The 24,158-nt window shown below is 72.8% G+C and carries 23 protein-coding genes and 1 pseudogene; 7 read left to right on the plus strand and 17 right to left on the minus strand.

Annotated features, from left to right (window positions below; all coding sequences use genetic code 11):
- The first annotated feature begins 125 nt into the window (after nt 1-125).
- Nucleotides 126-419, plus strand: a complete 294-nt coding sequence (locus tag C6376_RS42600; RefSeq protein WP_107448530.1) for a hypothetical protein — start codon at nt 126-128, stop codon at nt 417-419.
- A 237-nt stretch (nt 420-656) separates the two neighbouring features.
- Here the strand turns inward: C6376_RS42600 and C6376_RS42605 are convergent, their stop codons facing one another.
- Nucleotides 657-827, minus strand: coding sequence for a hydrophobic protein (locus C6376_RS42605; protein ID WP_107448531.1), 171 nt, complete (start codon nt 825-827; stop codon nt 657-659).
- Nucleotides 828-1,125: 298 nt separating this feature from the next.
- On the opposite strand from C6376_RS42605, the gene C6376_RS42615 reads away from it, so the two are divergent.
- The 5 genes from C6376_RS42615 (at nt 1,126) to C6376_RS42635 (ending at nt 8,710) form a co-directional block, all read left to right on the plus strand.
- The gene (locus C6376_RS42615; RefSeq protein WP_107448533.1) at nt 1,126-2,826 is read left to right on the plus strand and encodes a serine protease; all 1,701 of its coding nucleotides are present in this window, start codon (nt 1,126-1,128) and stop codon (nt 2,824-2,826) included.
- A 4-nt stretch (nt 2,827-2,830) separates the two neighbouring features.
- The gene (locus C6376_RS42620; protein WP_159083462.1) at nt 2,831-4,981 is read left to right on the plus strand and encodes a tetratricopeptide repeat protein; all 2,151 of its coding nucleotides are present in this window, start codon (nt 2,831-2,833) and stop codon (nt 4,979-4,981) included.
- 89 nt (nt 4,982-5,070) lie between these two features.
- Nucleotides 5,071-6,516: a VWA domain-containing protein gene (locus C6376_RS42625; protein WP_107448535.1), complete on the plus strand. Its 1,446-nt coding sequence runs from the start codon at nt 5,071-5,073 to the stop codon at nt 6,514-6,516.
- A gap of 62 nt (nt 6,517-6,578) precedes the next feature.
- On the plus strand, nt 6,579-7,475 hold the full coding sequence (locus C6376_RS42630; RefSeq protein WP_159083463.1) for a hypothetical protein: 897 nt from the start codon (nt 6,579-6,581) through the stop codon (nt 7,473-7,475).
- Nucleotides 7,472-8,710 carry a hypothetical protein gene (locus tag C6376_RS42635; protein ID WP_107448537.1) on the plus strand — a complete coding sequence of 413 codons (1,239 nt, stop codon included), beginning with the start codon at nt 7,472-7,474 and terminating at the stop codon, nt 8,708-8,710. Before C6376_RS42630 ends, C6376_RS42635 begins: the two co-directional genes overlap by 4 nt.
- A gap of 99 nt (nt 8,711-8,809) precedes the next feature.
- On the opposite strand, the gene C6376_RS42640 is transcribed toward C6376_RS42635, so the two are convergent.
- From C6376_RS42640 to C6376_RS42655, 5 genes and pseudogenes are all read right to left on the minus strand, one after another.
- Nucleotides 8,810-9,736: an ABC transporter permease gene (locus C6376_RS42640; protein ID WP_107448538.1), complete on the minus strand. Its 927-nt coding sequence runs from the start codon at nt 9,734-9,736 to the stop codon at nt 8,810-8,812.
- Entirely contained in the window at nt 9,723-10,520 is a 798-nt protein-coding gene (locus C6376_RS42645) for an ABC transporter ATP-binding protein (RefSeq protein WP_107448539.1), read from the minus strand. The genes C6376_RS42640 and C6376_RS42645 overlap by 14 nt, the downstream gene beginning before the upstream one ends.
- A 43-nt stretch (nt 10,521-10,563) precedes the next feature.
- Nucleotides 10,564-11,673, minus strand: a complete 1,110-nt coding sequence (locus C6376_RS42650; protein ID WP_107448540.1) for an aliphatic sulfonate ABC transporter substrate-binding protein — start codon at nt 11,671-11,673, stop codon at nt 10,564-10,566.
- Nucleotides 11,674-11,873: 200 nt separating this feature from the next.
- Complete coding sequence (locus tag C6376_RS44315; protein WP_159083464.1) at nt 11,874-12,011, minus strand: hypothetical protein; 138 nt, start codon at nt 12,009-12,011, stop codon at nt 11,874-11,876.
- Nucleotides 12,012-12,167: 156 nt separating this feature from the next.
- Nucleotides 12,168-12,566 (minus strand): annotated as a pseudogene (locus C6376_RS42655) (acyl-CoA dehydrogenase family protein); the annotation flags it as partial.
- 727 nt (nt 12,567-13,293) lie between these two features.
- Between C6376_RS42655 and ssuE the strand changes: the two are divergent.
- The gene (gene ssuE / locus C6376_RS42660) at nt 13,294-13,851 is read left to right on the plus strand and encodes an NADPH-dependent FMN reductase (RefSeq protein WP_107448541.1); all 558 of its coding nucleotides are present in this window, start codon (nt 13,294-13,296) and stop codon (nt 13,849-13,851) included.
- Nucleotides 13,852-13,942: 91 nt separating this feature from the next.
- Here ssuE and C6376_RS42665 read toward each other — a convergent pair whose 3' ends face one another.
- From C6376_RS42665 to C6376_RS42715, 11 genes are all read right to left on the minus strand, one after another.
- On the minus strand, nt 13,943-14,734 hold the full coding sequence (locus C6376_RS42665) for a FadR/GntR family transcriptional regulator (RefSeq protein WP_107448542.1): 792 nt from the start codon (nt 14,732-14,734) through the stop codon (nt 13,943-13,945).
- The gene (locus tag C6376_RS42670) at nt 14,725-15,753 is read right to left on the minus strand and encodes an aldo/keto reductase (protein ID WP_107448543.1); all 1,029 of its coding nucleotides are present in this window, start codon (nt 15,751-15,753) and stop codon (nt 14,725-14,727) included. The genes C6376_RS42665 and C6376_RS42670 overlap by 10 nt, the downstream gene beginning before the upstream one ends.
- Nucleotides 15,754-15,800: 47 nt before the next feature.
- Complete coding sequence (locus tag C6376_RS42675; protein WP_107448544.1) at nt 15,801-16,868, minus strand: sugar kinase; 1,068 nt, start codon at nt 16,866-16,868, stop codon at nt 15,801-15,803.
- Entirely contained in the window at nt 16,865-17,497 is a 633-nt protein-coding gene (locus tag C6376_RS42680; RefSeq protein ID WP_107448545.1) for a bifunctional 4-hydroxy-2-oxoglutarate aldolase/2-dehydro-3-deoxy-phosphogluconate aldolase, read from the minus strand. The genes C6376_RS42675 and C6376_RS42680 overlap by 4 nt, the downstream gene beginning before the upstream one ends.
- Complete coding sequence (locus C6376_RS42685) at nt 17,494-18,255, minus strand: SDR family oxidoreductase (RefSeq protein ID WP_107448546.1); 762 nt, start codon at nt 18,253-18,255, stop codon at nt 17,494-17,496. The genes C6376_RS42680 and C6376_RS42685 overlap by 4 nt, the downstream gene beginning before the upstream one ends.
- Entirely contained in the window at nt 18,252-19,343 is a 1,092-nt protein-coding gene (locus C6376_RS42690) for a zinc-binding dehydrogenase (protein WP_107448547.1), read from the minus strand. The genes C6376_RS42685 and C6376_RS42690 overlap by 4 nt, the downstream gene beginning before the upstream one ends.
- A complete protein-coding gene (locus C6376_RS42695) occupies nt 19,340-19,777 on the minus strand; it encodes an RbsD/FucU domain-containing protein (protein ID WP_107448548.1) in 438 nt (145 codons plus the stop codon). The genes C6376_RS42690 and C6376_RS42695 overlap by 4 nt, the downstream gene beginning before the upstream one ends.
- A complete protein-coding gene (locus tag C6376_RS44905) occupies nt 19,768-20,112 on the minus strand; it encodes a hypothetical protein (RefSeq protein ID WP_216825677.1) in 345 nt (114 codons plus the stop codon). Before C6376_RS44905 ends, C6376_RS42695 begins: the two co-directional genes overlap by 10 nt.
- On the minus strand, nt 20,105-21,442 hold the full coding sequence (locus C6376_RS42705; RefSeq protein ID WP_173985842.1) for an L-fuconate dehydratase: 1,338 nt from the start codon (nt 21,440-21,442) through the stop codon (nt 20,105-20,107). Before C6376_RS42705 ends, C6376_RS44905 begins: the two co-directional genes overlap by 8 nt.
- Before the next feature lie 109 nt (nt 21,443-21,551).
- The gene (locus C6376_RS42710) at nt 21,552-22,592 is read right to left on the minus strand and encodes an ABC transporter permease (protein WP_107448549.1); all 1,041 of its coding nucleotides are present in this window, start codon (nt 22,590-22,592) and stop codon (nt 21,552-21,554) included.
- Complete coding sequence (locus C6376_RS42715) at nt 22,585-24,147, minus strand: sugar ABC transporter ATP-binding protein (RefSeq protein WP_107448550.1); 1,563 nt, start codon at nt 24,145-24,147, stop codon at nt 22,585-22,587. Before C6376_RS42715 ends, C6376_RS42710 begins: the two co-directional genes overlap by 8 nt.
- Between the last annotated feature and the right edge of the window lie 11 nt (nt 24,148-24,158).

Raw genomic sequence — 24,158 nt, forward strand, 5'->3', positions numbered from 1 at the left:
TGACACAAGGTCCGGGCCACCGCCGCTCCCGCCCACAGGAGTCCCCGCCCCGGCCGCGACGCATCGCCCCGGCAAGTCGTCCGCGTCATTCTGGTGGAGGACGCGGATCGGGGTACCTGGCCGACATGGCATCGAAAATCGATCACGCTGAATCCGTGCGTGCCGTGCGGCAGTTGCGGCGCATCCGCCCCGTCTACGCGGGCGGTGCCGTCCTGTGGGCCGCGTCGGCGGGCTGGACGGGATGGGAGGACCCGGGGAGCCGTCAGATGTGGGTGTCGGTGCTCTTCCTCGTCCTCTTCACGGGACTGCTGTCCGTGACGTCCCTGTGGCTGGGCCGCCGGCGGCTCTCCCGGACGAGCGAGCCGGTGCACCATGCCGCGCCGCGCAGGACGGCCTGGCGCCCTCACGCCAACGCCTGAACCACCGGACGACACGGACGACTCGGGGCCGGCGCCTGCTGGAGGCGCCGGGGTTCCCTGCCGGCACAGGCGTCGGCCCCGAGCTGATCAGCCATCTACCCATAGGCCGAGCCGACCATACGAGCGGGTGTGTGAGCGTCGGGTGAGGTTGCTGCGCACATGCGGGTGGGGCGCACCGGTGTCCGGTGCGCCCCACCCGCATGTCACGCCGTGCCTGCCGGCGTGCGCCGCCCCGCTCTACCAGCGGTACCAGCGGCCCCGTGCCCCGCCTGCTCCGGTCGAGCGGGCGAAGAAGCCGACCAGCCAGACCACGAGGACGATGACGGCGATCCACCACAGCGCCTTGAGGGCGAACCCGGCGCCGAAGAGGATCAGGGCGAGCAGAAGAACCAGCAGCAAGGGAACCATGGTTATCAACCTCCGTTCCGCCGTGTGCCCCGCCACGCGCCCTGCATGCCTACACCTTTATCTTTTTCTTATCTACCGACGGGGCGCGCTTGCCGCCCGTGGCCATGGCCGTGCCCGTGGCCGGGGACTCGGAGCGGATGCGCGGCAGCGCGACGAAGGTGCGGCGCCGCGGCGGGCGGGAGGCGGCCCGCTCGAGGGAGCGGCCGTAACCCCAGGACGTCCACCTCGGCGTTCTTGCTTGGCCGTATCTCGCGGTCATCTCGAGCCTCTGGGGCGGGAGTTGTCCTACTGTTGAGGGATGGCGCTGCATCACCACAGTGAGAACGCGTGGCGGGTGAGGGTGGACGACGAGGGTGGGGCTCCCTGCGGTGCCGGGGTGCTGCTCGACGACCGGCACGCGCTGACCTGCGCGCATGTCGTCCGGTACGCGGGAGCGCAGCCGCAGGGCACGGCGTCCTGCGTGCGGATCAGGAGTGTGGCGTGCAGCCCGGAGTGGACGCGCACCGCGCGCGTGGTCCCCGGATCGTGGGTGCACGAGCACGGCACACGACGCGGCGACGTGGCGCTGCTCGCACTCGACGAGCCGGTCGACTGCGCGACCAGGACCACCCTGTGGAAGGTGCCGATCTCCGGCGGCAGGGTGCGGGTGTACGGCTTCCCACAGGCCGAGCCCTACGGCATGGCGACGGACGCCGAACTGGCCGGTTCCGGCGGCAGGGAGGGCGAATGGGGCCTGTTGCGACAGATCCGCGCCGGTGACCCGTGGATCGAGGCGGGCTACTCCGGCGCCGGAGTCGTCGCGCTCGACGGCGAGTTCGAGGGCAGGGTCATCGGCATCGTGGTGGCCGACTACGTCAACGGCGACGCCCGGGCGGCCTGGATGCTGCCGACCGAGACGCTGCTGACGTACCTGCCGGGCATCAAGGAGTTCACCGGTGGCCACCGCACCGACGAACTCGGTCCGTCCGGAGGCGAGTTGCCGCAGGACGTGCTGCACGACCCGCTGCGCCTCGCGCTCACCCAGGAGCTCACCCGGCTGCTCGACGGCGGCTGGTCGGGCACCGTGGCCGTCGGCACCGACGCCTCGGTCGGCGCGGGCTCCTCGTGGCTGGTGCGGCTGGTGCGCACGGCCGACCCGGCGGCCCGCGCGACCGTGTCCGACGCCGAGCTGACCGAGGCCCCCGGGGACACCGTTCTGGGACTCGGCTCCATCGACGCGGCGTACGACGCCTGCGGCAGGTCGGTCGCCGAGGTGCGCCGGTACCTGACGGGCCGGTTCGGGCTGCGCGCGGAGGACGACCGCGAGGCGGTCCGCCGGCTGGTGCGTCGCCGGCCTCCCGCGTGCCTGGTGGTGGGCCGCGTCGACCGGGCGGCGGACCCGGACGCACTCGTACGGGACCTGCTCGGGCCGCTGGCCCGCCGGGCCCGCTCGAGCGGCCTGCGTCTGGTCCTGGGTTTCGAGGACCGACCCCCGGAGGACCTCGTCCACGACGTGTCCCTCGACCCGGCCCCCGTCGTCGGTCCGGCCTCCGCGAGCGTGACCTCGGCCCAGGCGCAGACGGCGGTCGGACGGCTCGCCGCCGAGGAGGAGGCCGCGGCACGGCTGTGGGCGCGGTGGGGCGAGAAGTTCTTCGGCGCGCCCCGCCCGCCGCGCAGCGCCGCACCCCGCCTGCGGATCCGGCTGGCCGTCGCCCGGACCACCGAGCCCAACCCCGAGCTCACCGCCGTCCACGAACGCGCCCTCGAAGCCCGTGCCGAGGTCGCCGCCTTCGACCGGGCGCTGCGGCGGCTGGCGGAGGACCACGCGGACCTCGTCACGAGCCTCGAACTGCACCGGGTGCGCGCGGCGCGGTTCTTCGGCGAGGAGGACCGGCGGCTCGCCGAGCTGCACGCCCCCGCGGCCCGCGCGCTGCAGACCGTGCCGATCGACCTCGCGACCGCCCGCGGACTGGTCCGGCTCCACACCGACGAGGTCAACCGACGGATCGACGAAGGGTGACGCCTTGCCGAGGTGCAACCGCCCCGACTGCGGCCTGGGCGAGATCGACGACGAGGGCTTCTGCCCGGTGTGCGACCGGCGCCCGCTGCCGCCGGAACACGCCGCCCCGCCCGCCGTCGCGGGCCGGGAACAGCGCGTCGGCCCGCCGCGCGGCGTCAGCGTCGGCGTGGCGCAGGTGCGCCCGGACCCCTGGTACGGCCTCGCCCTGATCGATTCCGGTCTCGCCGCCGACCTCCCCGACCAGCCGCTTCCCGCGCAGGGCCCGGTCGCCGAGGAGCACCGGTTCTGCGCGAACCCCGTCTGCGGGCAGCCGGTGGGCCGAGGGCACGGCGAGCAGCCCGGCCGCACCGCGGGATTCTGCGCGAACTGCGGAACCCGCTTCGACTTCGCCCAGCCGCACGGCCTCACCATCGCGGGACGCTACGACGTGGAGCGGGTCCTCGGCTCGGGGGCCTACGGCGCCGCGTATCTCGCCCACGACCGCAACCTCGAGACGCAGGTGGTCCTCAAGGCGCTGAACCGGTCGGTGGCGAGGACGGCCGAGCACGAGCGGGACGTGCTGGTCGGGCTCCGGCACGACAGCATCGTCCGCATCCTCGGCTACGAACCCGAGGGACCCCACCTCGTGCTCGAGTACGTGCCGGGCGTCGCTCTGTCGGCGCGCGACGGAGACCGGCTCGAGACGCTCCTCGCGCACGGCGTCCGCATCCTCCAGGCGCTCGACTACCTGCACGCCAGGGGGCTGTTGCACTGCGACGTCAAACCCCTGAACGTCATCCGGTTCCGGGAGGAGGGCTCCGCCGGCTCCGCCCGGCCGCTGGACCGGGTGCGGCTCATCGACTTCGGCGCGGTGCGCTCCCAGGAGGAGGCCGGGCCGATCGTCGCCTACACCAAGGCGTACGCGCCCCCCGAGGACGACCCCGAACACGTGAGGCCCACCCCCGGATTCGACCTGTACGGCCTCGGCATGACCCTGCGGGAGGTGTGCCGTGCGCACGGCGCCGACCGGGCGGCGCCGGGGGTGGACTCGCTGATGCTGCTGCTGGACCGTGCCACGGACGTCGTCGTACCCGAGCGGCGATTCGTTTCGGCACGCCAGTTCGGCGAGCAGCTCAGCGGCGTGGTCCGGCAGATCGTGGCCGCGCCGCCGGCCGGCCGCCAGGTGGCCCGGCCCTCGGCGCTGTTCGGCTCGATGACCGAACCCCTGCACGGCGGACTGGGCACGGCGCGTCCCCTCGACCACTGGGTCCGGGCGACCGTGACCGGGGACGCCCTGCTGGCCATGCCCGAGCCGTTCTCCTGCCCGGGCCCTCACGACATGGCGGGCGCGCTGCCCACACCCCTGTCCGACCCCGACGATCCGCGCATCGGCGACGTGGCCGGAAACGCGTTGGCCGAGAGCCGCCTCGCGCTGCGCCGCGGGGACATCACCCGGGCCGCACAGGCGCTCACCCGCGCCGCACTGCCCGACTGGCACTGGCTGCACGCCTGGTACTCCGGCCTGATCGCGCTGGCCCGCGAGGACGTGCCCCGGGCCGCCGGCCACTTCACCGAGGTACGACGGGCCCTGCCGGGAGAACTGATCCCGCAGCTCGCGCTCGGCCTGTGCGCCGAGTACCGCGGCGACCACGAGGCCGCCCGCTCGCACTACGGCACCGTCTTCGACACCACGCCCGCGCTCGGCGCGGCCGGCTTCGGGCTGGCACGGGTGCACCTGCTGTCCGGCCGGCGCGCGCAAGCCGTGGCCGTCGCGGAACGGCTCGCCCAGGAGTTCCGCTACGAACGCGAGGCGCGGGTCGCGGTCATCCGTCTGCTCGTCACCGTCCCCGCCCGGCAGCGCCCGCCCGCCCCGCCGACGCACGACGACCTGGCCGGCGCCCGTGCCGCACTGGACGGCCTCCACGTGGACGACGCCGCGGCCGCCGGCCTCGAGGCGGAGATCCAGTACGCCGAGTTCCCGCGCGCCCACGACCGGCTGAGGCTGTCGGAAGCGGTCCGCGGGCTGGGCGCGCACGCTCCCACCGAGCGCGCCTACGTGGCCCTGGTGGATCTGGCGAACCGGCTGCGCCCCGCGCTGGACTGGAGGTGGCCGGCGCTTCGCAGGCGAACCGGTCGTTCCCGTGTCGAAGCGGGACCCGACACGCTAAGCTCCTGAGTCGCTACGCACGGGCATGCGGAGAAGCGCAGGGATCACGGGGACAGACGGGACACAGTCGGGTGGTGCCGGTGGGGGACAGGCCGCCGTTGACAGGGCTCAACTTCGACGTGGACGTGGACGCACCTGCCGACCTGGCCCATGACGCGACGCGCGCCGACGCCCTCGTCACCGTCCGGGCCCGCCCGGTCGCCGGGCAGCCGGCGCGGACGCGGAGCGCCGAGGTCCTCATCATGGACAGGTCGCTGTCCATGGCCGGGCACGGAAAACTGGACGAGGCCAAGCGCGCCATGTGCGCGGCCGTCGACGCCCTGCGCGACGGGACCCTCCTCGGGATCGTCGCGGGCCATCACGAGGCCGAGGTCGTCTTCCCCGCCACCGGCGGCCTCGCGCCGGTCGACGCCCACACCCGGCAGGAGGCCAAGAGCCGGATCATCGGCCAGCTGGCCGAGGGCGGCACGGCGATCGGACAGTGGCTGGCCTGCGCGGACCGCCTCTTCGCGTCGGCGGCCTCGCCCGGCGTCGTACGCCACGCGGTGCTGTACACGGACGGAAAGGACGAGCACGAGACGCCCGAACAACTGGGCAGCGTCCTGGAGGCGTGCACCGACCGGTTCGTCTGCGACGCGCGGGGGCTCGGCGAGGACTGGAACTACGCCGAGTTGCTGAGGATCACCCAGGCACTGCACGGAAGCGCCGAAGCCGTCGTCACCGCCTCCGACCTCGCACAGGACTTCACCCGGACCATGCGGCAGGCCCAGCGCATCGTCGTCCCCCGGGTCTACCTGGGTCTGCGCCTCAACAACCGGTTCCGGCTGGGCTTCGTCCGCCAGACCCGCCCCGTGGAGGCGGAGCTGACCGCCCGTCGGCAGCACGGCGACGAGATCCACGTACCCCTCGGCTCCTGGCCGCCGGAAACCCGCCAGTACCAGGTGTCCCTGCGTTTCGACCCCGACGCGCTGACCGTCGAGGAGGACCTGCGCGCCGCCCGCATCACGCTGCACGCCGAGCAGTCCGACGGGACACGCGTGCCGTGCGGCGAGCCCCGGGCCATGGTCGTACGGAGGCGCGGGACCCCCGGGTTCGGCATCCCGGCGTCCGCCGACCTCACCCGCGTGGAGAACGAGCACGAGCTGGGCATGGCGATGCGGGCCTGCGCCGACGCCTGGCAGAAGGGGCAGCACGAACGCGCCGACCGCGAACTGCGCATCGCGACACGGCTCGCCGCGGAACTCCACGACACCGGGCGCCTGCGGCTGCTGCGCTCGGTGTCGGTCACCGGCCCCGACAACCTGCCGCACCTGAGCCCCGACGTCTCCCGCGGGCAGGTGCAACGACTGGGACTGGACTCGACCAAGACCGTGGCCCCACGTGTCGACGCGATGCGCCCACCGCCCCTCGACGACGCCGTGCGCCCCTGCCCCCGGTGCGGCACGACGCCGTCGACGCGCTCGGCGACGTTCTGCGAGGAGTGCGGCCACCGCCTCGACGCGCCGGCGGACGAGCCGGACGGCGGGCCGGTGGACGCCTCGTGAGCGTCACGGTCGGCCGGCCCCGGCGGTCCCTTCGCGAGAGGGCGTCCGAGGGGCGCAGGCGGGTGCGCGCCATCCATCCCGTCAGAGTGCTGCGGTGGCTCAGGGCGGGCGTGCTCGCCATGGTGGCGGCCACGGCGCTGCTGTACCTGCTGGTGTCGGCGCAGGCCGGCGAACAGATGGCCGCCGCCCGACGTACCGAGGCCGCCGTCGAGGACATCGAACAGGCCCGCGGCACGGCAGTGGCGGCGGAGGCGGCGCTCGCCAAGGTCGCCGCCACCCGGCAGGTCACGCTGATCGGCACGGGCACCGAGTTCGCCAACGACACCGCGCGGGTGAACACCCTCGTCACCTCGGCGGCGGCGGGCAACGCGGCGGGCAACCGGGGGCGCACCCAGTTCGAGTACGTCCAGAGCCAGTTGACCACCTGTCTGCAACTGGCCAACACGGCGGTGCGCGACTACGCCCGCAGTGGCCCCGGCGTCCTCGACTCCGCGCGGCTGGCCCTGACCGCTCCCCGGGCGAAGGACCCGCGAACGGGGGAGTGGATCCCGGGCACGGGCGGGCTCACGGCCTCCCTCACCGACCTGAAGGACCTCCAGAACGAAGCCCTCGACGCGCAGAAGCGGTCGCGCTGGCTGAACCCGGTCTACGTCCGCTCCCTGCTCGTCGGGCCGACGGCTCTCATGCTCGGGTGCGTCCTGGCGACCGGCCGCGTGGTCGCCCGGCGCTTCAGGCGGTTCGTCGGCCTGCGCCTGGTCGTCGCCCTGGCCACCACCGCGGCGGTCGGGATCACCACCAGCCGGCTGAGCCGACGCGACGCCCTGGCCCTGCACCAGACCCCGCTGCTCGGGCACTGGCTGACCACCACGCTCGCGCTCGGCCTTCTCACGGTCGCCGCGGTGCTCGTCTACCTCGGCTACCGCCCCCGTCTCTCCGAGTACAGGTTCCCGCGCCCATGAAGAAGACGCTGACGGCGCGGCTCACGCGTTGTGTCCTGGTCCTCGGCCTGCTGCTGGCGGCGGCCGGCTGCGGCGCCGGGTCCGGGCGGCCCGGCCGGGTGACGATCATGATTCCCTGGTCCGGTGACGAGTTCCAGGCCTTCTACTCCGTTCTGACGGCGTTCGAGAAGGAGACCGGCATCCAGGTGGACGTACAGGTCACCCGCGCCCTGACCCAGCAGCTCGACGCCGCCGTGACGGCCGGGGCGCCGCCCGACCTCGCCATGCTGCCCAGCGTGGGAGCCGTCCACGGCTACGCCGAGAAGGGGAAGGGGAAGCAACGCGGACTGCAGCCGCTCGACGTGCCCACCGGCGCCTATCTGGAGCCGTTTCGCGGGCTGGCCACGGTGCGGGGCGAGGTCTACGCGGTGCCCGTCAAAGTGGACGTCAAGAGCCTCGCCTGGTTCGCGAGGCCGGCGACCGGACGGTCCGCGCCGCCCGATCTCGGCACGCCCGGGATCTGGTGCCTGGGACTGGAGTCCGGACCCACCTCCGGCTGGCCGGGCGCGGACTGGATCGCGGACATCCTCCTCGCCCGGACCGGCGCCGAGTTCTACACGAAGTGGCTGACCGGCGGTGAGAAGTGGAGGTCGCCCGAGCTCGACGAGGCGTGGACGACCTGGCGCGCCCTCATGGGCGACGGGGTGCGGGGCGCGGCCGTCCGCAACTTCGGCGAGGCGGCCGCGGGAATGACCACGGCGCCCCCCAGGTGCTCCCTCGCGCACGGCGCGCTGTCCGCCATGGGGTTCGACAAGGGACAAGCCCACGACTTCGTGACCTCGTCCCCGACGCGCCGGCTGGAGGTCTCGGCGGACTTCGTCGGCATGTTCACCGACGGCAACCCGAGCGCCGAGGCGTTGATCGCCTTCCTCGCCGGGACGAAGGCCCAGCAGCTGTGGGTGGACCAGGAAGCGGGCGCGGCCTTCTCCGCCGACGGTCACGTCACCCGCTACGCCACCTCGGTGCAGCAGCGGATAGCGGGGATGCTCCGGCCGCACTCCGGCTACACCCTGTGCTTCGGCGCCGCCGACGCGATGACGCCCGACGTGTCGGCCGCCTTCTACCGGGCCGTCCTCGACTACGCGACCGCCGCCACGAAGGACCCCGACCGGTACCTCGCGGATCTCGACCAGGTCCAGAAGAAGCTGGGAAGTTCCCCCGTTCCCCGCGAAAAGCTCTGCGCCGGCCCGAGCTGAGGCCGTGGCCCCCGACCTCGCCCTCGCCCCGGTCCGAGCCCCGGGCTCCCGGCCCCCGGCCCTCGGCCGAATCTTCGTCCGGAGGCGCACGTCCTTCGGTCAGCGGGTCACCAGGAGTCCCCGGCTGCGCAGCACCCGCCGTTCCAGCGGGCTGAAGATCAGCAGGTCGATGGCGATGCCGACGAGCAGGATCAGGAAGATGGCCAGGAACACCTGCGGCATGCTCGAGTTGCTGCGTCCGTTCTCCAGCAGCTGACCGAGACCGACGCCCAGGTCGGGCGAGGAGGCGATGATCTCGGCGGCCATCAGCGACCGCCAGGCGAACGCCCAGCCCTGCTTCAGACCCGCCAGATAGCCGGGGAGCGCCGCCGGCATCACGATGTGCCGGGCCCCGCGCAGCCCGGTCGCGCCCAGGGTGCGCCCGGCCCGCAGGAACAGCGGCGGGATCTGGTCGACGCCCGCCACGAGGCCGTTGGCGACGGACGGCACCGCGCCCAGCAGGATCACGGCGTACATCATCGAGTCGTCCAGGCCGAGCCAGATCACGGCGGGCGGCACCCACGCCACCGACGGCAGCGACTGCAGTCCCGACAGGACGGGGCCGATGGCGGCCCGGACGAACCGAACCCGGGCGACCAGCAGGCCCAGCGGGGTGCCGATGACGAGCGCCAGCAGGAAGCCGAGCAGCCCGCGCGAGACGCTGGTCCAGATGTAGTCGAACAGGGTGCCCTGCACCCAGGCGTCGTGGATCTCGCCCCCCACGTCGGCCGGCGAGGGCAGTTTGTAGTCGGGGGCCACCTCGAACCACACCAGCAGCTGCCAGACCGCCATCACCAGGACGACGGCGGTGACGGGCGGCAGCACCTTGCGCAGCAGGGTCTCGCGCAGCGGCGTACGCGTGGTCTGCACCGTGTCCAGCGCGTCGAGTCCGGCCTCGAGTCCGGTCAGGTCGTGCGGGTCCCCGGGGCGTGCGGCTTCCGGGTGGCCGTCCTCGTTCACGGCGACGCCGCTGTCAGTGCCGGCCATGTCGGCGGATCTCCCTACGCAGTTCTTCGGTGATCTCGACGGACAGCTCGGCGACCGCGCCGTCCTCGATGCGACGCGGCTGCGGAATCCCGATCGTCCACTCACGGGCGATGCGTCCCGGCCGTGAGGACAGGAGCACCACCCGCTGGGCGAGGCGCACGGCCTCCCGCACGTTGTGCGTGACGAAGAGGACCGACAGTCCCGTCTCGCGCCAGATACGGGTCAGTTCGTCGTGCAGCACGTCACGGGTGATGGCGTCGAGGGCCGCGAACGGCTCGTCCATCAGCAGCAGTCGGCTGTCCTGGGCCAGCGCCCGGGCCAGGGCCACGCGCTGGCGCATCCCGCCGGAGAGTTCGTGCACGCGCTTGCCGTGCGCGCCGCGCAGCCGGACGAGGTCCAGGAGCCGTTCCGCCTCCTGGCGGCGTTCGGGGGCGGCGATCCCCCGCAGCCTGAGGGCGAGTTCGATGTTCTTGCCCGCGGTCAGCCACGGGAACAGGGCGTGTTCCTGGAACATCAGGGCGGGCCGGCCGTCCGTGGCGATCGAGCCGGCGGACGGCCGGTCGAGTCCCGCGACCAGGTTGAGCAGTGTGGACTTGCCGCAGCCGGAGGCTCCCAGGAGGGTGACGAACTCGCCGGGTGCGACATCCAGGGTGATGTCGTCCAGCACGAGCTGCTGTCCGCGGGGAGCGCCCGGGGCGGGAAAGGACTTCGAGACGTGCGCGATGCGGGCGGCGTAGGTCGCCGCTGTGGCGTTCTCGGCAGCCTGGGCGATCGTGGTGGCCATGGTCGTCACCTCCTGGGAGCTGTTCTGTTGTGGTGGGCTCTGGCTACTCGGCGCCGAGACCGGCGTCGCTGACCTCGGGCTTGCCCGCGGCTTTGAGGACCTTGTCGAGCGGCGTGAGGTCGTAGATGCCCTTCAGGTCGGGCTGCTCCAGGAGACCGGCCTTGACGGCGTGCTGCGCCTCGGTGTCGAGCGTGGCGGCCAGCGGGTCGTCGAGGAAGGTGATGGACTTCCAGGCCGGGTCGAGGATGTCGGCGGGCAGCGCCTTGCCCGACAGCTTCTCCAGCGCCGCGTTGGCGGACGCCTTCGCCTTGTCGGGGTTGGCGTTGATCCACGCGTTGGTCTTCACCGAGCCGCGCAGCACGGCCTCGACGACGTCCGGGTGCTCCTTGAGGAACTTCTGCGACACGATGATGTTCGTGATCACGAACTGCCTGTCCGGCCACAGCGCCGACTCGTCCAGCAGCACCTTGGCGCCCTCGGAGACCAGCTTGGAGGCGGTCGGCTCCGGCACCCAGGCGCCGTCTATGGAACCGGACTTGTAGGCGTCCGGGGTGATCTTGTTGTCGGTGCGGACGACCGAGACGTCGCCCTTGCCGCTCTGCGCGTCGACCTTCCAGCCCTGCTCCGCGATCCAGTTGAGGAACGCGACGTCCTGGGTGTTGCCGAGCTGCGGGGTGGCGATCTTCTTCCCCTTGACGTCGTCCAGGGTCCTGATCTTCTCGGGGTTGACCACCAGCTTCACGCCGCCGGACGCCGAACCGCTGATGATGCGCAGGTTCTTGCCCTTGGACTTGGTGTAGCCGTTGATGGAGGGCGAGGGGCCGATCCAGCCGATGTCGATGGAGCCCGCGTTCAGCGCCTCGATCTCGGAGGGGCCGGCGTTGAAGGTGGACGCCTTGATCGTGGTGCCGCCGAGTTCCTTCTGGAACAGGCCCTCCTGGACGCCCACCAGGGCGGTGGCGTGCGTGAGGTTGGGGAAGTAGCCGATGCTGACCTCGTCGGCGGAGAGCTTCTTGGCGTCCGCCGCCACCGCGGGCTGCTTGCCGCCGTCGTCGGTGGCCTCGGAACCGTAGCCGCAGGCGGTGAGCAGGAGAGGCAGGGCGGCGAGGGCGGCGACGGTGCGCAGTGTGGCGAGCGGTCTTGCGGCAGACACGGCAGTGTCCTTTCGGGGAAACGGGGAGCGGGGCGTTACGGGCGGGTCCGGACGACGGCCTTCCGCGTGCACCGGCGCACCGCACCCCGGCCGCCGACAGTGTGGGAGCCGTGGCGGGCCGGGCGGCGGAGCGCGGGGGAGTGGGGGGAGCGGCGAGCCGGGGAGGTGCGGCTCGCCGAGTGCGGCGGCCGGACGGGAGTTCAGCGCTGGTGCGCGGACATGCGGCTGCGGTGGCGTCGGACGGGCCGACAGAAGGCGCTGGAGGTGCGGCCGAAGTCGATGTGACGGCGCGAGGTCAGCAGGGGCAGCGCCCGGTCGGTGCGGTCGTACGGTCCCATGACCACCCCCTCATCCCTAGTATTCCTACCTGGCTTGTAGGGATCGTGGCAGAAGCTCGCGCTTCCCCCAAGAGGGTGTTCGTATGATGGACAGCATCGTCTCGCACAATGGGATCTTCTCTTCCGGGCGGGATCCGGGCGGGCCGGCTCCGCAGGTCAGGCGGGCAGCACGAACGGGGGGTGGGTGCCGTTGAGGAAGTAGTCCCCGACGTCGCGCAGACGGTGGGACACGGGCTCGTACAGCGTGTGGGCCCGCGCGTTGCGCCAGAAGCGGTCGAAGCCCAGCCGTGCGGACGCTGATCGGGCGCCGACGACGTCGAGGGCGCGAGTGGTGGACTCCTGTGCGGCCCTGGAGGCGGCGGCCTCGGCCACGGCCACCAGGACGGACGCCTCCGCGCACTCGTCGTAGGAGAGGTCCGCGCCACGTGCCAGGGCGCCCTCCACCGCTGTGAGCGCCTGCCCGGCGAGCGCGGAGGCGGAGCGCGCGAGGACCGTCAGTTCGCCGTACGCGGTCAGTATGTGCGGGTCCTGGGAGGGGCCCGTCGGCCAGGCGGGGTGCGGCGACGCGGTGCGGGCCTGACGGCCGCGTGGTGGTGCGGGGCTGTCGGGGCATGCGCGGGGAGCGGAACGGCCCGGGGTGCGCGGCTCACGCCGTGCACGGGTGACATGTGCATCATCCTGCGCGTCCTGCGGGCGGGCCGTCAATGCTTTCCTAGTTATCCAATAGGAAATATAGGGAAGTTGATCCGGCGAGGACCGGGCCCGGCAGGTCCGGCATCCGAGCGGTGGTTGACGAGATGCCGGTTGTCCTGCTCAATTGACCGCATGAACGCCGAGCAGCGCCTGGTCACCCGCGACCACATCGACTTCGGTCGCGTGTGGTCCGCAGCGTGTTGCGGCTGACGCGGCAGCGGGCCGCCTGACCGGCCCTCCCCTCCCTCGGTGACCCCGTCGCGGGCCGAGTGCCTCCCCACGTGGACCCGTCCTGCGCACCCGTCGGCCCGACGCTCCGCAACCGCGCAGCGATAGGCCCCCGAGACCTGACACGCGCTGCCGCCGCACCGCCACGCCCGAGGTCCCTGCCCGGTGTCGTCCCCGCTCACCCTGTCTCACCGCCTCTTCCACCCCGCCTCCCGAAGCGCCGTCGCACCCGGCTGCGCCGAGGGCCGCACCGCCGTGCCCGCGCGCTGTCCGCGGCCCGGCCCACCGGACGTACCGGACTCGCTCCGCCGCCACGCTCCACCACGATCCACACCCACCTCATGTTCGCGAAGGGTCCGCCATGGCCACCGTCCTGTCCGTCTCCGGAAGTCCGTCCCCCGCCTCCCGCACCGGCCGCCTGCTGCGCCACCTGGACCGGCGGCTCACCGCCCAGGGGCATGACGTGATCCCCCTGGACGTCCGCACCGTCCCCGCCGAGGCGCTCCTGGGCGCCGACTTCCGTCACCCGGCGATCGTCGAGGCGGCCGAGCTGTTCGACCGCGCCGACGGCGTCGTGATCGGCACGCCCGTCTACAAGGCCGCGTACTCCGGACTGCTCAAGTCCCTGCTGGACCTGCTCCCGCAGTACGCCCTGGCCGGCAAGACCGTCCTGCCCTTGGCGACGGGCGGGAGCACGGCCCACGTCCTGGCGATCGACTACGCCCTGCGCCCGGTGCTCAGCTCCATGGGGGCGGCGCACATCGTCCAGGGCTGGTTCACGCTCGACCGGGAGATCACCGTGGCCGACGACGGGACGCTGACCGTCGCACCGGGCGCGGGCGAGAGCCTGACCCGGGTCGTCGACCAGTTCTCCCACGCCCTCGGCAGTCGCACCGCCCTCCTGGCGGCCGCCGGATGAGCACCGTGCCGAAGGCGCATGCTCGCCCTGCAGGCCCAGTACGACCGCCTGGGTGGCATCGAGGCCCCGGGGCCACCGGGTGACGGGTCCGTCATCCCGGACCGGTGACCCGTCGCCCCGGGCCGCGGTGACCGGGAGCGACGTCGGCCGGGCCGCTGCGGAGGCGCTGCGGAGGCGCCGTCGAGACGAGCGGCCCGTTGGCGCGCAGGTGTTCCTTCAGCCACCGTTCGGTGGTGCTCACGTGCAGCAGCGCGGCGGCCTGACTGAGGGTGGCGTCGCGGGTGGACAGCGCCCGGTGGATCGCCTCGTGCTCGGCCAGGGTGCGGTCCGCGGACTGGTCGTCCGCCCGTCCACGCCAGATGCGGGCACGCAGCGTGCGGCCGGAGACGCTCTCCAGCAGGGTGAGCAGGGTCTCGTTGCCGGTGGCCGCGACGACGGCGCGGTGGAAGGCGGCGTCGTGCGCGTTGAGTCGCTCGACGTCGTCGCGGGCCTCCCGCATCGCGTCCAAGTGGCCCTTTACCTCTGCCAGTTGGCCATCGGTGATCCGGGTGGCGGCGAGCGCGGTGGCCATGGGCTCGAGGAGCCGCCGCACCTCCATCAGATCCTGCAGGGCCGCCGCGTCGCTCTGCAGGAGTTCCACCGCACCGCCGAGCCCCTCCAGCAGCAGACTGGGGTGCAGGCTGGTGACGTAGGTGCCGTCGCCCCTGCGGATCTCGAGGACCCGCGCGACCGACAGCGCCTTGACCGCCTCGCGGGCGAGATTGCGGGACAGGCCCAGCTGCGCGGCCAGGTCCGGTTCCGGGGGCAGCTTCGACCCCGGGGGCAGGGCCCCGGTGCGGATCAGCTCACGGATCTGCTCGATGGCCTTGTCCGTCAGGGACACTGCGCACTCCTCGCACGGTCGCCCGCCCCGGGCACGTCGGCCCTGATCAGGCCCTGGTCGCGGAGGTCGTCCCAGAGGGCTTCGGGGACGGGCCGCCGGTGGAGTCCGGCATTGCGCACGACCTGGTCGGCTCTGCGCATGCCGAGGGTGACGTTGACGACGTCGGGGTGGGTGCGGGGGAAGGCGATGGCGGCGGCGGGGAGGGTGGTGCCGTGTGCGGTGCAGACGTCGGCGATGGCGCGGGCGCGGACGACCAGGTCGGGCGGAGCGTCCTGGTAGTCGTATTTCATGCCGTCGGCGGGGTGGTCGCGGGAGAGGAGGCCGGAGTTGAAGACACCGACGGCGACGACGCTCTTGCCGTGTTCCTCCGCGGCGGGCAGGACGTCGTCGAGGGCGGACTGGTCGAGGAGGGTGTAGCGGCCGGCGAGCATGACGACGTCGGCGGCGGTCTCGCGCAGGAAGCGGGCGAGCATGGCGGACTGGTTCATGCCGGCGCCGATCGCGCCGATGACACCCTGGTCGCGCAGCTCGGCGAGGGCGGGCATGGCCTCGTCGGCGGCCTGTCGCCAGTGGTCGTCGGGGTCGTGGAGGTAGACGATGTCGAGCCGGTCCAGTCCGGTGCGGCGCAGGGTGTCCTCGATGGACCGCAGGACGCCGTCGCGGCTGAAGTCCCACTGCCGTCGTAGGTCGTCCCGCACGACGAAGCCCTCACCGTCCACGCCCCGGGGACGCTCGTTGGGCACGAGCAGCCGCCCGACCTTGGAGGAGACGGTGTACTCGGCGCGGGGGCGGTGCCGCAGGGCCGCGCCCAGGCGTTGTTCGGAGAGGCCGAGCCCGTAGTGCGGCGCGGTGTCGAAGTAGCGGATGCCGGCGTCCCAGGCCGCGTCGACGGCGGCGGCCGCGTCCTCGGCCGGGGTGACCCGGTAGAGGTTGCCGATGACCGACGCCCCGAAGCCGAGTCCGGTGAGTTCGACGGGGGTCTTCGCGATGGTCCGGCGTCCGATGCTCTGGTGTGTCAACTGTGCTCCTCGCGAGTACGGGTGGGGCGGGGCCGTCCGGCGCCCGGTCAGCGTCTGACGGCGGCCGAACCGCCCTCCATCAGCGCATGGACCTCGGCGAGTGAGGCCATGGAGACGTCGCCCGGGGTGGTCATGGTGAGCGCGCCGTGAGCAGTGCCGTAGGCCAGGGCCCGCTCCAGGCCTGCCGCTGTCAGCGGGGCCGGCCAACGGTCGTCCCCGCTGAGCAGGCCGTGGATCAGGCCGGCGGCGAAGCCGTCGCCCGACCCGATGCGGTCCAGGACGTGCAGTCCCGGCATCAGGGGACCGGCGACGACCCCGGTTTCGGCGGACCAGGCGGCCGAGGACCAGTCGTTGACCCCGGCCGAGGGCACCTCCCGCAACGTCGTCGCCAGCACCCTGGCCGACGGGACCAGTTCCGCCACTTCCGTGAGCGCGTCCGGCACCTCGCCGGCCGGCACGCGCACGGCGCCGGGGCGCGGGCCGGCCAGACCCAGCGCCCCCACCACCACGTCGGCGTGCCGGGCGAGGCGCAGGTCCACCTCGCGGGCCCGGTCCGGGCCGCCCCGGCCGGTCCACAGGCTGGGGCGGTAGTTGGGATCGTAGGACACGGTGACACCGTGGCGGCGGGCGGCCGCCATCGCCTCGTCGGCGACGCCGACGGTGGTGTCGGACAGGCCGGCGAACACGCCGCCGGTGTGGAACCAGCGCACACCGGCGGAGAAGACGGCGTCCCAGTCGACGTCGCCCGTGCGCAGCTGTGAGACGGCGGTGTGGGCGCGGTCGCTGACGCCGAGCGCGCCGCGGATGCCGTAGCCGCGTTCGACGAAGTTGAGTCCGTTGCGGGCGGTGCGGCCGATCCCGTCGTCCGGTGTCCACCGGATCAGGGAGGTGTCCACGCCGCCCTGGAGGACGAGATCCTCGACGAGGCGGCCCACCGCGTTGTCGACGAGAGCGGTGACGACGGCGGTGCGCAGTCCGAAGCAGCGCCGTAGGCCTCGTACGACGTTGTACTCGCCGCCGCCCTCCCACACCTGGAAGGCGCGTGAGCTGCGGATGCGTCCCTCGCCCGGATCGAAGCGCAGCATCACCTCGCCGAGGGCCACCACGTCGGTCACGAGACGCTCCTCGCGACGGCTTCGGCGGTGAGCCGGCGGATCTCCTCGTAGTCGCCCTGCCCGAGGTGACCGGGGGTCGCCAGCCAGGTGCCGCCGACCGCGAGGACCGACGGCTCGGCAAGGTAGGCGGCCAGGTGGGCGGCGCGGATGCCGCCCGTCGGGACGAAGCGCGTTCCGGGGAACGGCGCGGCGAGCGCCCGGAGGGTGGGCAGGCCGCCGAGCGGTTCTGCCGGGAACAGTTTCACGGTGTCCAGACCCGCGCGAAGGGCGCGCATCAACTCGGTCGCGGTGGCGACACCCGGTATCACGGGGACGCCCAACTCCCGGCACCTGGCGACGACTTGATCGTCGAAACCCGGTGAGACGACGAAGCGGGCGCCCGCCGCCACCGCCCGCTCCGCCTGTTCGGGGGTGAGGACCGTGCCGGCTCCGACGGTGAGTCCGCCGTGGGCGGCCATAGCCTCGAGCACCTGCTCGGCGTCCGGGGTGCGGAAGGTGACCTCGGCACACCGGGCGCCGCCGGCGACGAGTGCCTCGGCCAGCGGTGCGGCCATCGTCCTGGACGGGACGGTCAGCACGGGCATCACCGGGGCGCCGGCGAGGACGGTGGCGAGGTCGGTGCCGGTCATCGGCCGAGCCATCCGCCGTCGACGGGGAGGGTGATGCCGTGGATGTAGGCGGCGGCGTCGGAGGCGAGGAAGACGGTGGCGCCGGCGAGGTCGTCCGGGTTGCCCCAGCGTGCGGCGGGGATGCGGTCGAGGATGGCGGTGCTGCGGGCGGGGTCGTCCTGTAGTGCCTGGGTGTTGTCGGTGGCGATGTAGCCGGGGGCTATGGCGTTGACGTTGACGCCGTGGGGGGCCCATTCGTTGGCGAGGGCTTTGGTGAGGCCGGTGATGCCGTGCTTGGCGGCGGTGTAGCCGGGCACGGTGATGCCGCCCTGGAAGCTGAGCAGCGAGGCGGTGAAGACGATCTTGCCGTGGCCGCGGGTGACCATGGCCGCGCCGACGGCGCGGGTGAGGGCGAACTGGGCGGTGAGGTTGACCTGGAGCACCAGGTTCCAGTCGGTGTCGGTGTGCTGGGCGGCGGGGGTGCGGCGGATGGTGCCGGCGTTGTTGACGAGGATGTCCACGGGGCGTCGGCGTGCGGCGAGGTCGGCGCCGAGGGCGTGGACGGCGTGGGGGTCGGCGAAGTCGGTGCGGATGGCCTCGAAGGTGCGGCCGGCGGCGGTGACGTCCTTTTCGACGTCGCTGCCGGTCTCCTCGAGGGTGGCGCTGACGCCGATGACGTCGGCGCCGGCTTCGGCGAGTGCGCGGGCCATGGCGCGGCCGATGCCGCGGCGTGCGCCGGTGACGACGGCGAGTCTGCCGGTGAGGTCGAAGGCGTTCATGCGGTGACTCCCTGCGCGATGCCGGCCGTGGCTCCCCGGGCGGCGTCGGTGGCTTCATCGGTGTCGGTGGTGCAGTCGAGGAGGATCTTCATGACGTCACCGCCGCCCTCGAGGGCCTCGAACGCGGCGGGCGCTTCGGTGAGCGGCACGACCTTGCTGATCAGCCGGGCGGCGGGGACGGTCCCGTCGGCGACGAGGGCGACGGCCTTCTCGAAGTCGCTGCGGTCGTACAGGCGGGCCCCGACCAGGGTGAGTTCGCGCCAGAAGAAGCGGTGCAGGTCGATCTCACGAGGCCGGGGGTGGATCGCGACCAGGCACAGCCGGCCGCGCACACCGAGGACGTCGACGGCGGTGGTCACGCCGCCTGCCGCGCCGGACACCTCGAAGGCGACGTCCGCGCCGGCGTCCTGGGTCCATGTGCGGATGAGTTCGGGCACGTCCGCGGCGGCGGGGTCCCAGGCGTCCAGGCCCAACTGTTCCGCGAGTGCGCGTCGGTGGGCGCTGAGTTCGATGACCCGGACGTCGGCTCCGGCGGCCCGGGCGACGAGGGCGATGAGGACACCGACTGGTCCGCCGCCGACGACGACGACCTTCTCGCCGTCGCGTACGGCGGCGCGGCCGACGTCGTGGACGGCGACGGCGGTGGGTTCGACGAGGGCGGCGTGGTCGAGGGGGAGGGTGTCGGGCAGGCGGACGAGGGTGGTGGCGGGGACGGTCCAGCGTTGTTGCATGGCGCCGGGGGAGTCGATGCCGATGAAGTCGAGGTGCTGGCAGATGTGCTGGTGGCCGGCTCGGCAGGCGGGGCAGGTGCCGTCCCAGCGCAGCGGCATGACGGTGACCGCGTCTCCGGGCTGCCAGTCGTCGACGTCGGGGCCGACGCGGACGACGCGGCCGGACATCTCGTGTCCGAGGACGGCGGGTGTGCGGACCCGGGTGTCCATGTCGCCGTGGTAGATGTGCAGGTCGGTGCCGCAGATGCCGACGAAGGCGGGGGCCAGTTCCACCTCGCCGGGCCCCGGCGAGGAGGCCTCGGCGGGCACGGTGTCCAGGGTGCGGGCGGCGGTGTAGCGGACGGCGAGTGTGGTCATCGTGTCGTCAGGGTCCCTTCAGCGCGGACGCCGATGGTCAGCAGCAGGTTGGCGTAGGTGCGGACGTCGGCGGTGACGATGGCCAGCGCCAGGTCGGGCGAGCGTGCGGCGTCGTAGAACTCGAAGCGGCCGAGTGTCCCGACGGGGGCCGGCGCCAGTCGGGCGCGGTACTCGCCGATGGCGGGCGGTTCGGGTGCGCCGTCGGGCGGCACCATCACGTGGGCCGACTCGACGGGCAGGGCGGTCGTCAGGACGTCGAGCACGGTGGTGACGTCCAGCAGGCCGGGCGCCAGGTTCAGATGGACGGTGCGGGCGCGGTCGCCGGTGGCGGTGCTCGCGGGGTAGTGGCCGTCGGCGAGCAGTACGCGGGCGCCGTGACCGGCGCCGGCCAGGGCTTCGAGGATTCCGGGGTGCAGCAGGTCGGTCAGGAGCACGGTGTTCCCTTCTTCCTGTCAGGGGGCTTCGGGGGCTGTTCGAGGCGGTAGGAGCCGGTCGCGGTGCCCGCGAGGACGGCCTCGGTCTCGGCGGCGGAGCAGCCGCGGAGGAGTTCCTCGTACGTCACGCACTGGACGGTCACCGTGCGCGTCAGCGGCCGGCCTGCGATGCGCCGGGTCGCGTCCGACCGCGGATCGCCCGTGCCGAAGGAGCGGCGGATCGGCTCGTGTCCGGGCTCGTCCGGCCGGGGCCGGGACCGGCGGTCCAGGTCCCACAGATGGTGGTGGGCGTCCACCCACCTTCCGGGCCCAGGCGGCAGACGGTCCTCAGACACGGACGGACCAGACCGGGCCGTCGGGGTACGTGAACTCCTTCAGCGACTCCTGGTGCATCTCCGCGCTCAGTCCCGGAAGGGTGGGTGCGAGGTAGTGGCCGTCGGCGATGCGCACCGGGTCGACGAAGTGTTCGTGGAGATGGTCGACGTATTCGATGACGCGGTTCTCGAGAGTGCCGGAGACGGCCACGTAGTCGAACATCGACAGGTGCTGCACCATCTCGCACAGGCCGACACCGCCGGCGTGCGGGCAGACCGGGGCGCCGAACTTGGCGGCCAGGAGCAGGATGGCGAGGTTCTCGTTGATTCCGCCGACCCGCGCGGAGTCGATCTGCACGATGTCCACCGCACCGGCCTGGAGCAGCTGCTTGAAGACGACCCGGTTGGCGATGTGCTCACCGGTGGCGACCTTGATCGGGCTCAGCGCCCTGCGGACCGCGGCGTGCCCGAGGATGTCGTCCGGGGAGGTCGGCTCCTCGATCCAGTACGGCTGGTAGGGGGCCAGTTCGCGCATCCAGTCGATGGCGGGCTGCACGTCCCATCTCTGGTTGGCGTCCACGGCGATGCGGATGGAGTCGCCGACCGCCGCGCGGGCGGTGCGCATCCGCCGCACGTCGTCCTCCAGGGACGCGCCGACCTTCAGCTTGATCTGGGTGAAGCCCTCGGCGACGGCCTCCCGCGCGAGGCGGGCCAGCTTCTCGTCGGAGTAGCCGAGCCAGCCGGGCGTGGTGGTGTAGGCGGGGTATCCGCGCTCCAGCAGGCCGGCGATGCGCTCCTCGCGGCCCGGCTCGGCGCGACGCAGGATCTCGAGGGCCTCCTCGGGGGTGAGGGCGTCGCTGAGCCAGCGGAAGTCGACCTGCGCGACCAGTTCCTCGGGCGACATCTCACCGAGGAAGCGCCAGACGGGCTTGCCCGCACGCTTGGCGGCCAGGTCCCAGGCCGCGTTGACGACGGCGCCGGTCGCCATGTGGATCGCGCCCTTCTCCGGTCCCAGCCAGCGCAGTTGGGGGTCGTGGACGAGTGAGCGGGAGAACGCGCCGAGATCCCCGCACACCTCGTCGACCGAGAGACCCACCACGTACGGGGCGAGCGCCGCGATGGCGGCGGCCTGGACGTCGTTGCCGCGGCCGGTGGTGAAGGCCAGGGCGTGGCCCTCCAGGCCGTCCCCGGCGTCGGTGCGCAGGACGACGTAGGCGGCCGAGTAGTCGGGCTCGGGGTTCATGGCGTCCGACCCGTCCAGGTGCTCGGACGTCGGGAAACGCACGTCCAGTACGTCGAGAGCGGTGATACGGGCGGTGGAGGCCGGGGTGGGGGACACAGCGGAGGACATGGCAACTCCTGGAGGAGCAGGGGGGTGACGGCCCCTGCGACGAGATGGGGAACGAGGCGGAGCCCGGCGGCCGCGCGGTCCCGGGGGACCCGGTCACGGCCGCCCGGAATCACTCCTGGACCTTGCCGCCCGTGATGCGGGAGATCATCAGCGCGGCCAGGATGATCAGGCCGTTGAGGGCGCCGATCCACTGGGCGGGGACCCCCGCCAGGGTGAGCACGTTCTGGATCATGAAGAGCAGCAGGATGCCGCTGAACGCGCCGAACATGGTGCCCTTGCCGCCGTTGAGGCTGATCCCGCCGATCACGGCGGCGGCGAACACGGTGAAGATGTAGCCGTTGCCCTGCGCGGAGGCGACGGAGGCCAGCCGCCCGGACAGCAGCAGCCCGGCGAGGGCGGCGAGCACACTGCCGCTGACCAGGACGATCCACAGGACCCGGTCGGTGCGGATGCCGGCCGCCTTCGCCGCGTCGACGTTGCCGCCGATGGCGTAGAGGGAGCGGCCGAAGCTGGTCCAGCCGAGCACCACGATGGCGACGGCGAACAGGGTGAGGGTGAGCCAGATGGAGGCGGGCATCCCGAACCACTGGGCGGTGCCGAGGTAGAGCATCGACTCGGGCAGCTGGAAGAACGTCTGGCCGCCGGAGATGCCGGTGAGGATGCCGCGCAGGACGATCAGCATGCCGAGGGTGACGATGAACCCGTTGAGGCCGAAGCGGATGATCAGCAGGGAGTTGACCACGCCGATGAGCACGCCCACGGCGAGGGTGAGGGGGATAGCCCAGGCGCCGGGCAGCAGGCCCAGTCCGTGTCCGGCGCTGCCGATGGTCAGCCAGGCCGCGACGCCGGGCGCGAGGCCCATCGTCGACTCGAGGGAGAGGTCCATCTTCTTGACGATGAGGATCATCGTCTGGGCGAGCACCAGCAGCGCGATCTCGGACATCGTCTGCAGGACGTTGATGAGGTTGTCCGCCTGCAGGAACACCGGGTTGACGATCTGACCGACGATCGCGATGACGACGATCGCGGGGACGAGCGCCAGGTCGCGCAGCCGCGCCAGCGGTATCCGGCCGCCGAACAGCGCGGTCCGCTTGACGCCCGGCTCGTCGGGCTTGGACGTGGGCGCGTCCGCGAGGACGGTTTCAGGCATCGAGGTCCACTCCTTCCATCGCGGCGACGACGTCGTGGTCGTGCCAGCCGCGGGGAATCTCCAAGGTCACTCGGCCCTGGAACATCACCAGGACCCGGTCGCACATACGCAGGTCGTCGAGTTCGTCGGAGGCGATGAGCACTCCGGTTCCGGTGGCCGCGGTCTCCTCGACCTTGCCGAGGAGGAACTCCTTGGAGCGCACGTCCACGCCCGCGGTCGGGTTGATCAGGACCAGCAGCCGGGGGTCGTCGGCGAGGGCGCGTGCCATGACGACCTTCTGCTGGTTGCCGCCGGACAGCGCGGAGACCGGTAGGTCCGGCCCCGGTGTCTTGATCGCCAGCTTCTCGATCATGCCCTGGGCGAGCCGGTCGCGGGCCTGGCTGCTGACGAGCCCGTTGCGACCGAGCCGGTGGGGCACGGACAGGGTGGCGTTGTCGGCGATCGACATGTCGGGCACGAAGCCCTGGTGGTGCCGGTCCTGGGGGACGAATCCGGCGCCGGCGGCGAGCGCGGCGGGGACACTGCCCGGCCGGGGCCGCTGTCCGGCGATCTCGACCGAACCGCCGTCGGCCGACCGCAGTCCCACGACGGTCTCGGCGACCTCGGTGCGGCCGCTGCCCGCGGCGCCGGCGAGCCCGACGATCTCGCCGGCGCCCACCTGGAAGGTGACGTCCTGGTAGGCGTCGCCGCTGATGGCCCGGACGCTCAGCGCGGCCGTCGCGTCCGCGTCCAGGGTGCTCGCCCGTTCCTCGCGCCGGCCGCCGGCGGCCTCGCCGGTCATGGCGGCGACGAGTTCGGTGCGGGGGAGTTCGGCGACCGGCGCGGTCACGATGTGCCGGGCGTCCCGGAAGACCGTCACCATGTCGCAGATCTCGTAGATCTCCTGGAGATGGTGGCTGATGAACAGGAAGGTCACGCCCTGGCTCTGCAGGTCGCGGATCCGGTCGAAGAGCCGGTTGATGGCGGCTCCGTCGAGCTGGGCGGTGGGTTCGTCGAGGATGATGAAGCGGGCGCCGAAGGACAGCGCACGGGCGATCTCGACGAACTGCCGCTGTTCCACGCTGAGATCGCCGGCCGGGGTGTGCGGATCCACGTCGACCGACCAGGTCGACAGCAGGTCCTGTGCCCGGCGGCGCACGCCCTGCCAGCTGATGAGCCGGCTCGGGCCGTGGTCGTGCCGGTTCAGGAACAGGTTCTCGGCGACGGTCAGGGTCGGGATGATCGTCGACTTCTGGTAGACGCAGGCGACGCGCTGCCGCCAGCCGTCGCGGTCCGCGGGCCGGGGAGCCGGGCGGCCGCCGAAGGAGACCGTCCCCTCGTCCGGGCTCTGCAGTCCGGTGAGGACGGACACCAGGGTCGACTTGCCCGCTCCGTTGCGGCCGACGAGCGCGTGCGTCTCACCGGACCGGATGGTGATTCGGGCCCCGTCGAGGGCCACTGTCGGACCGAATCGTTTGACTATGCCCGTCGCCTCGACGACGGGCGGGCCCGCCGGGGCCCGTCCGTCGTCCGCCGGGGCGGGCGCGGGGGTGACTGCTCGCTCCCCGTCGCTCATCTCAACCGCCT

This window comes from Streptomyces sp. P3, assembly GCF_003032475.1.
Taxonomy (GTDB): Bacteria; Actinomycetota; Actinomycetes; order Streptomycetales; family Streptomycetaceae; genus Streptomyces.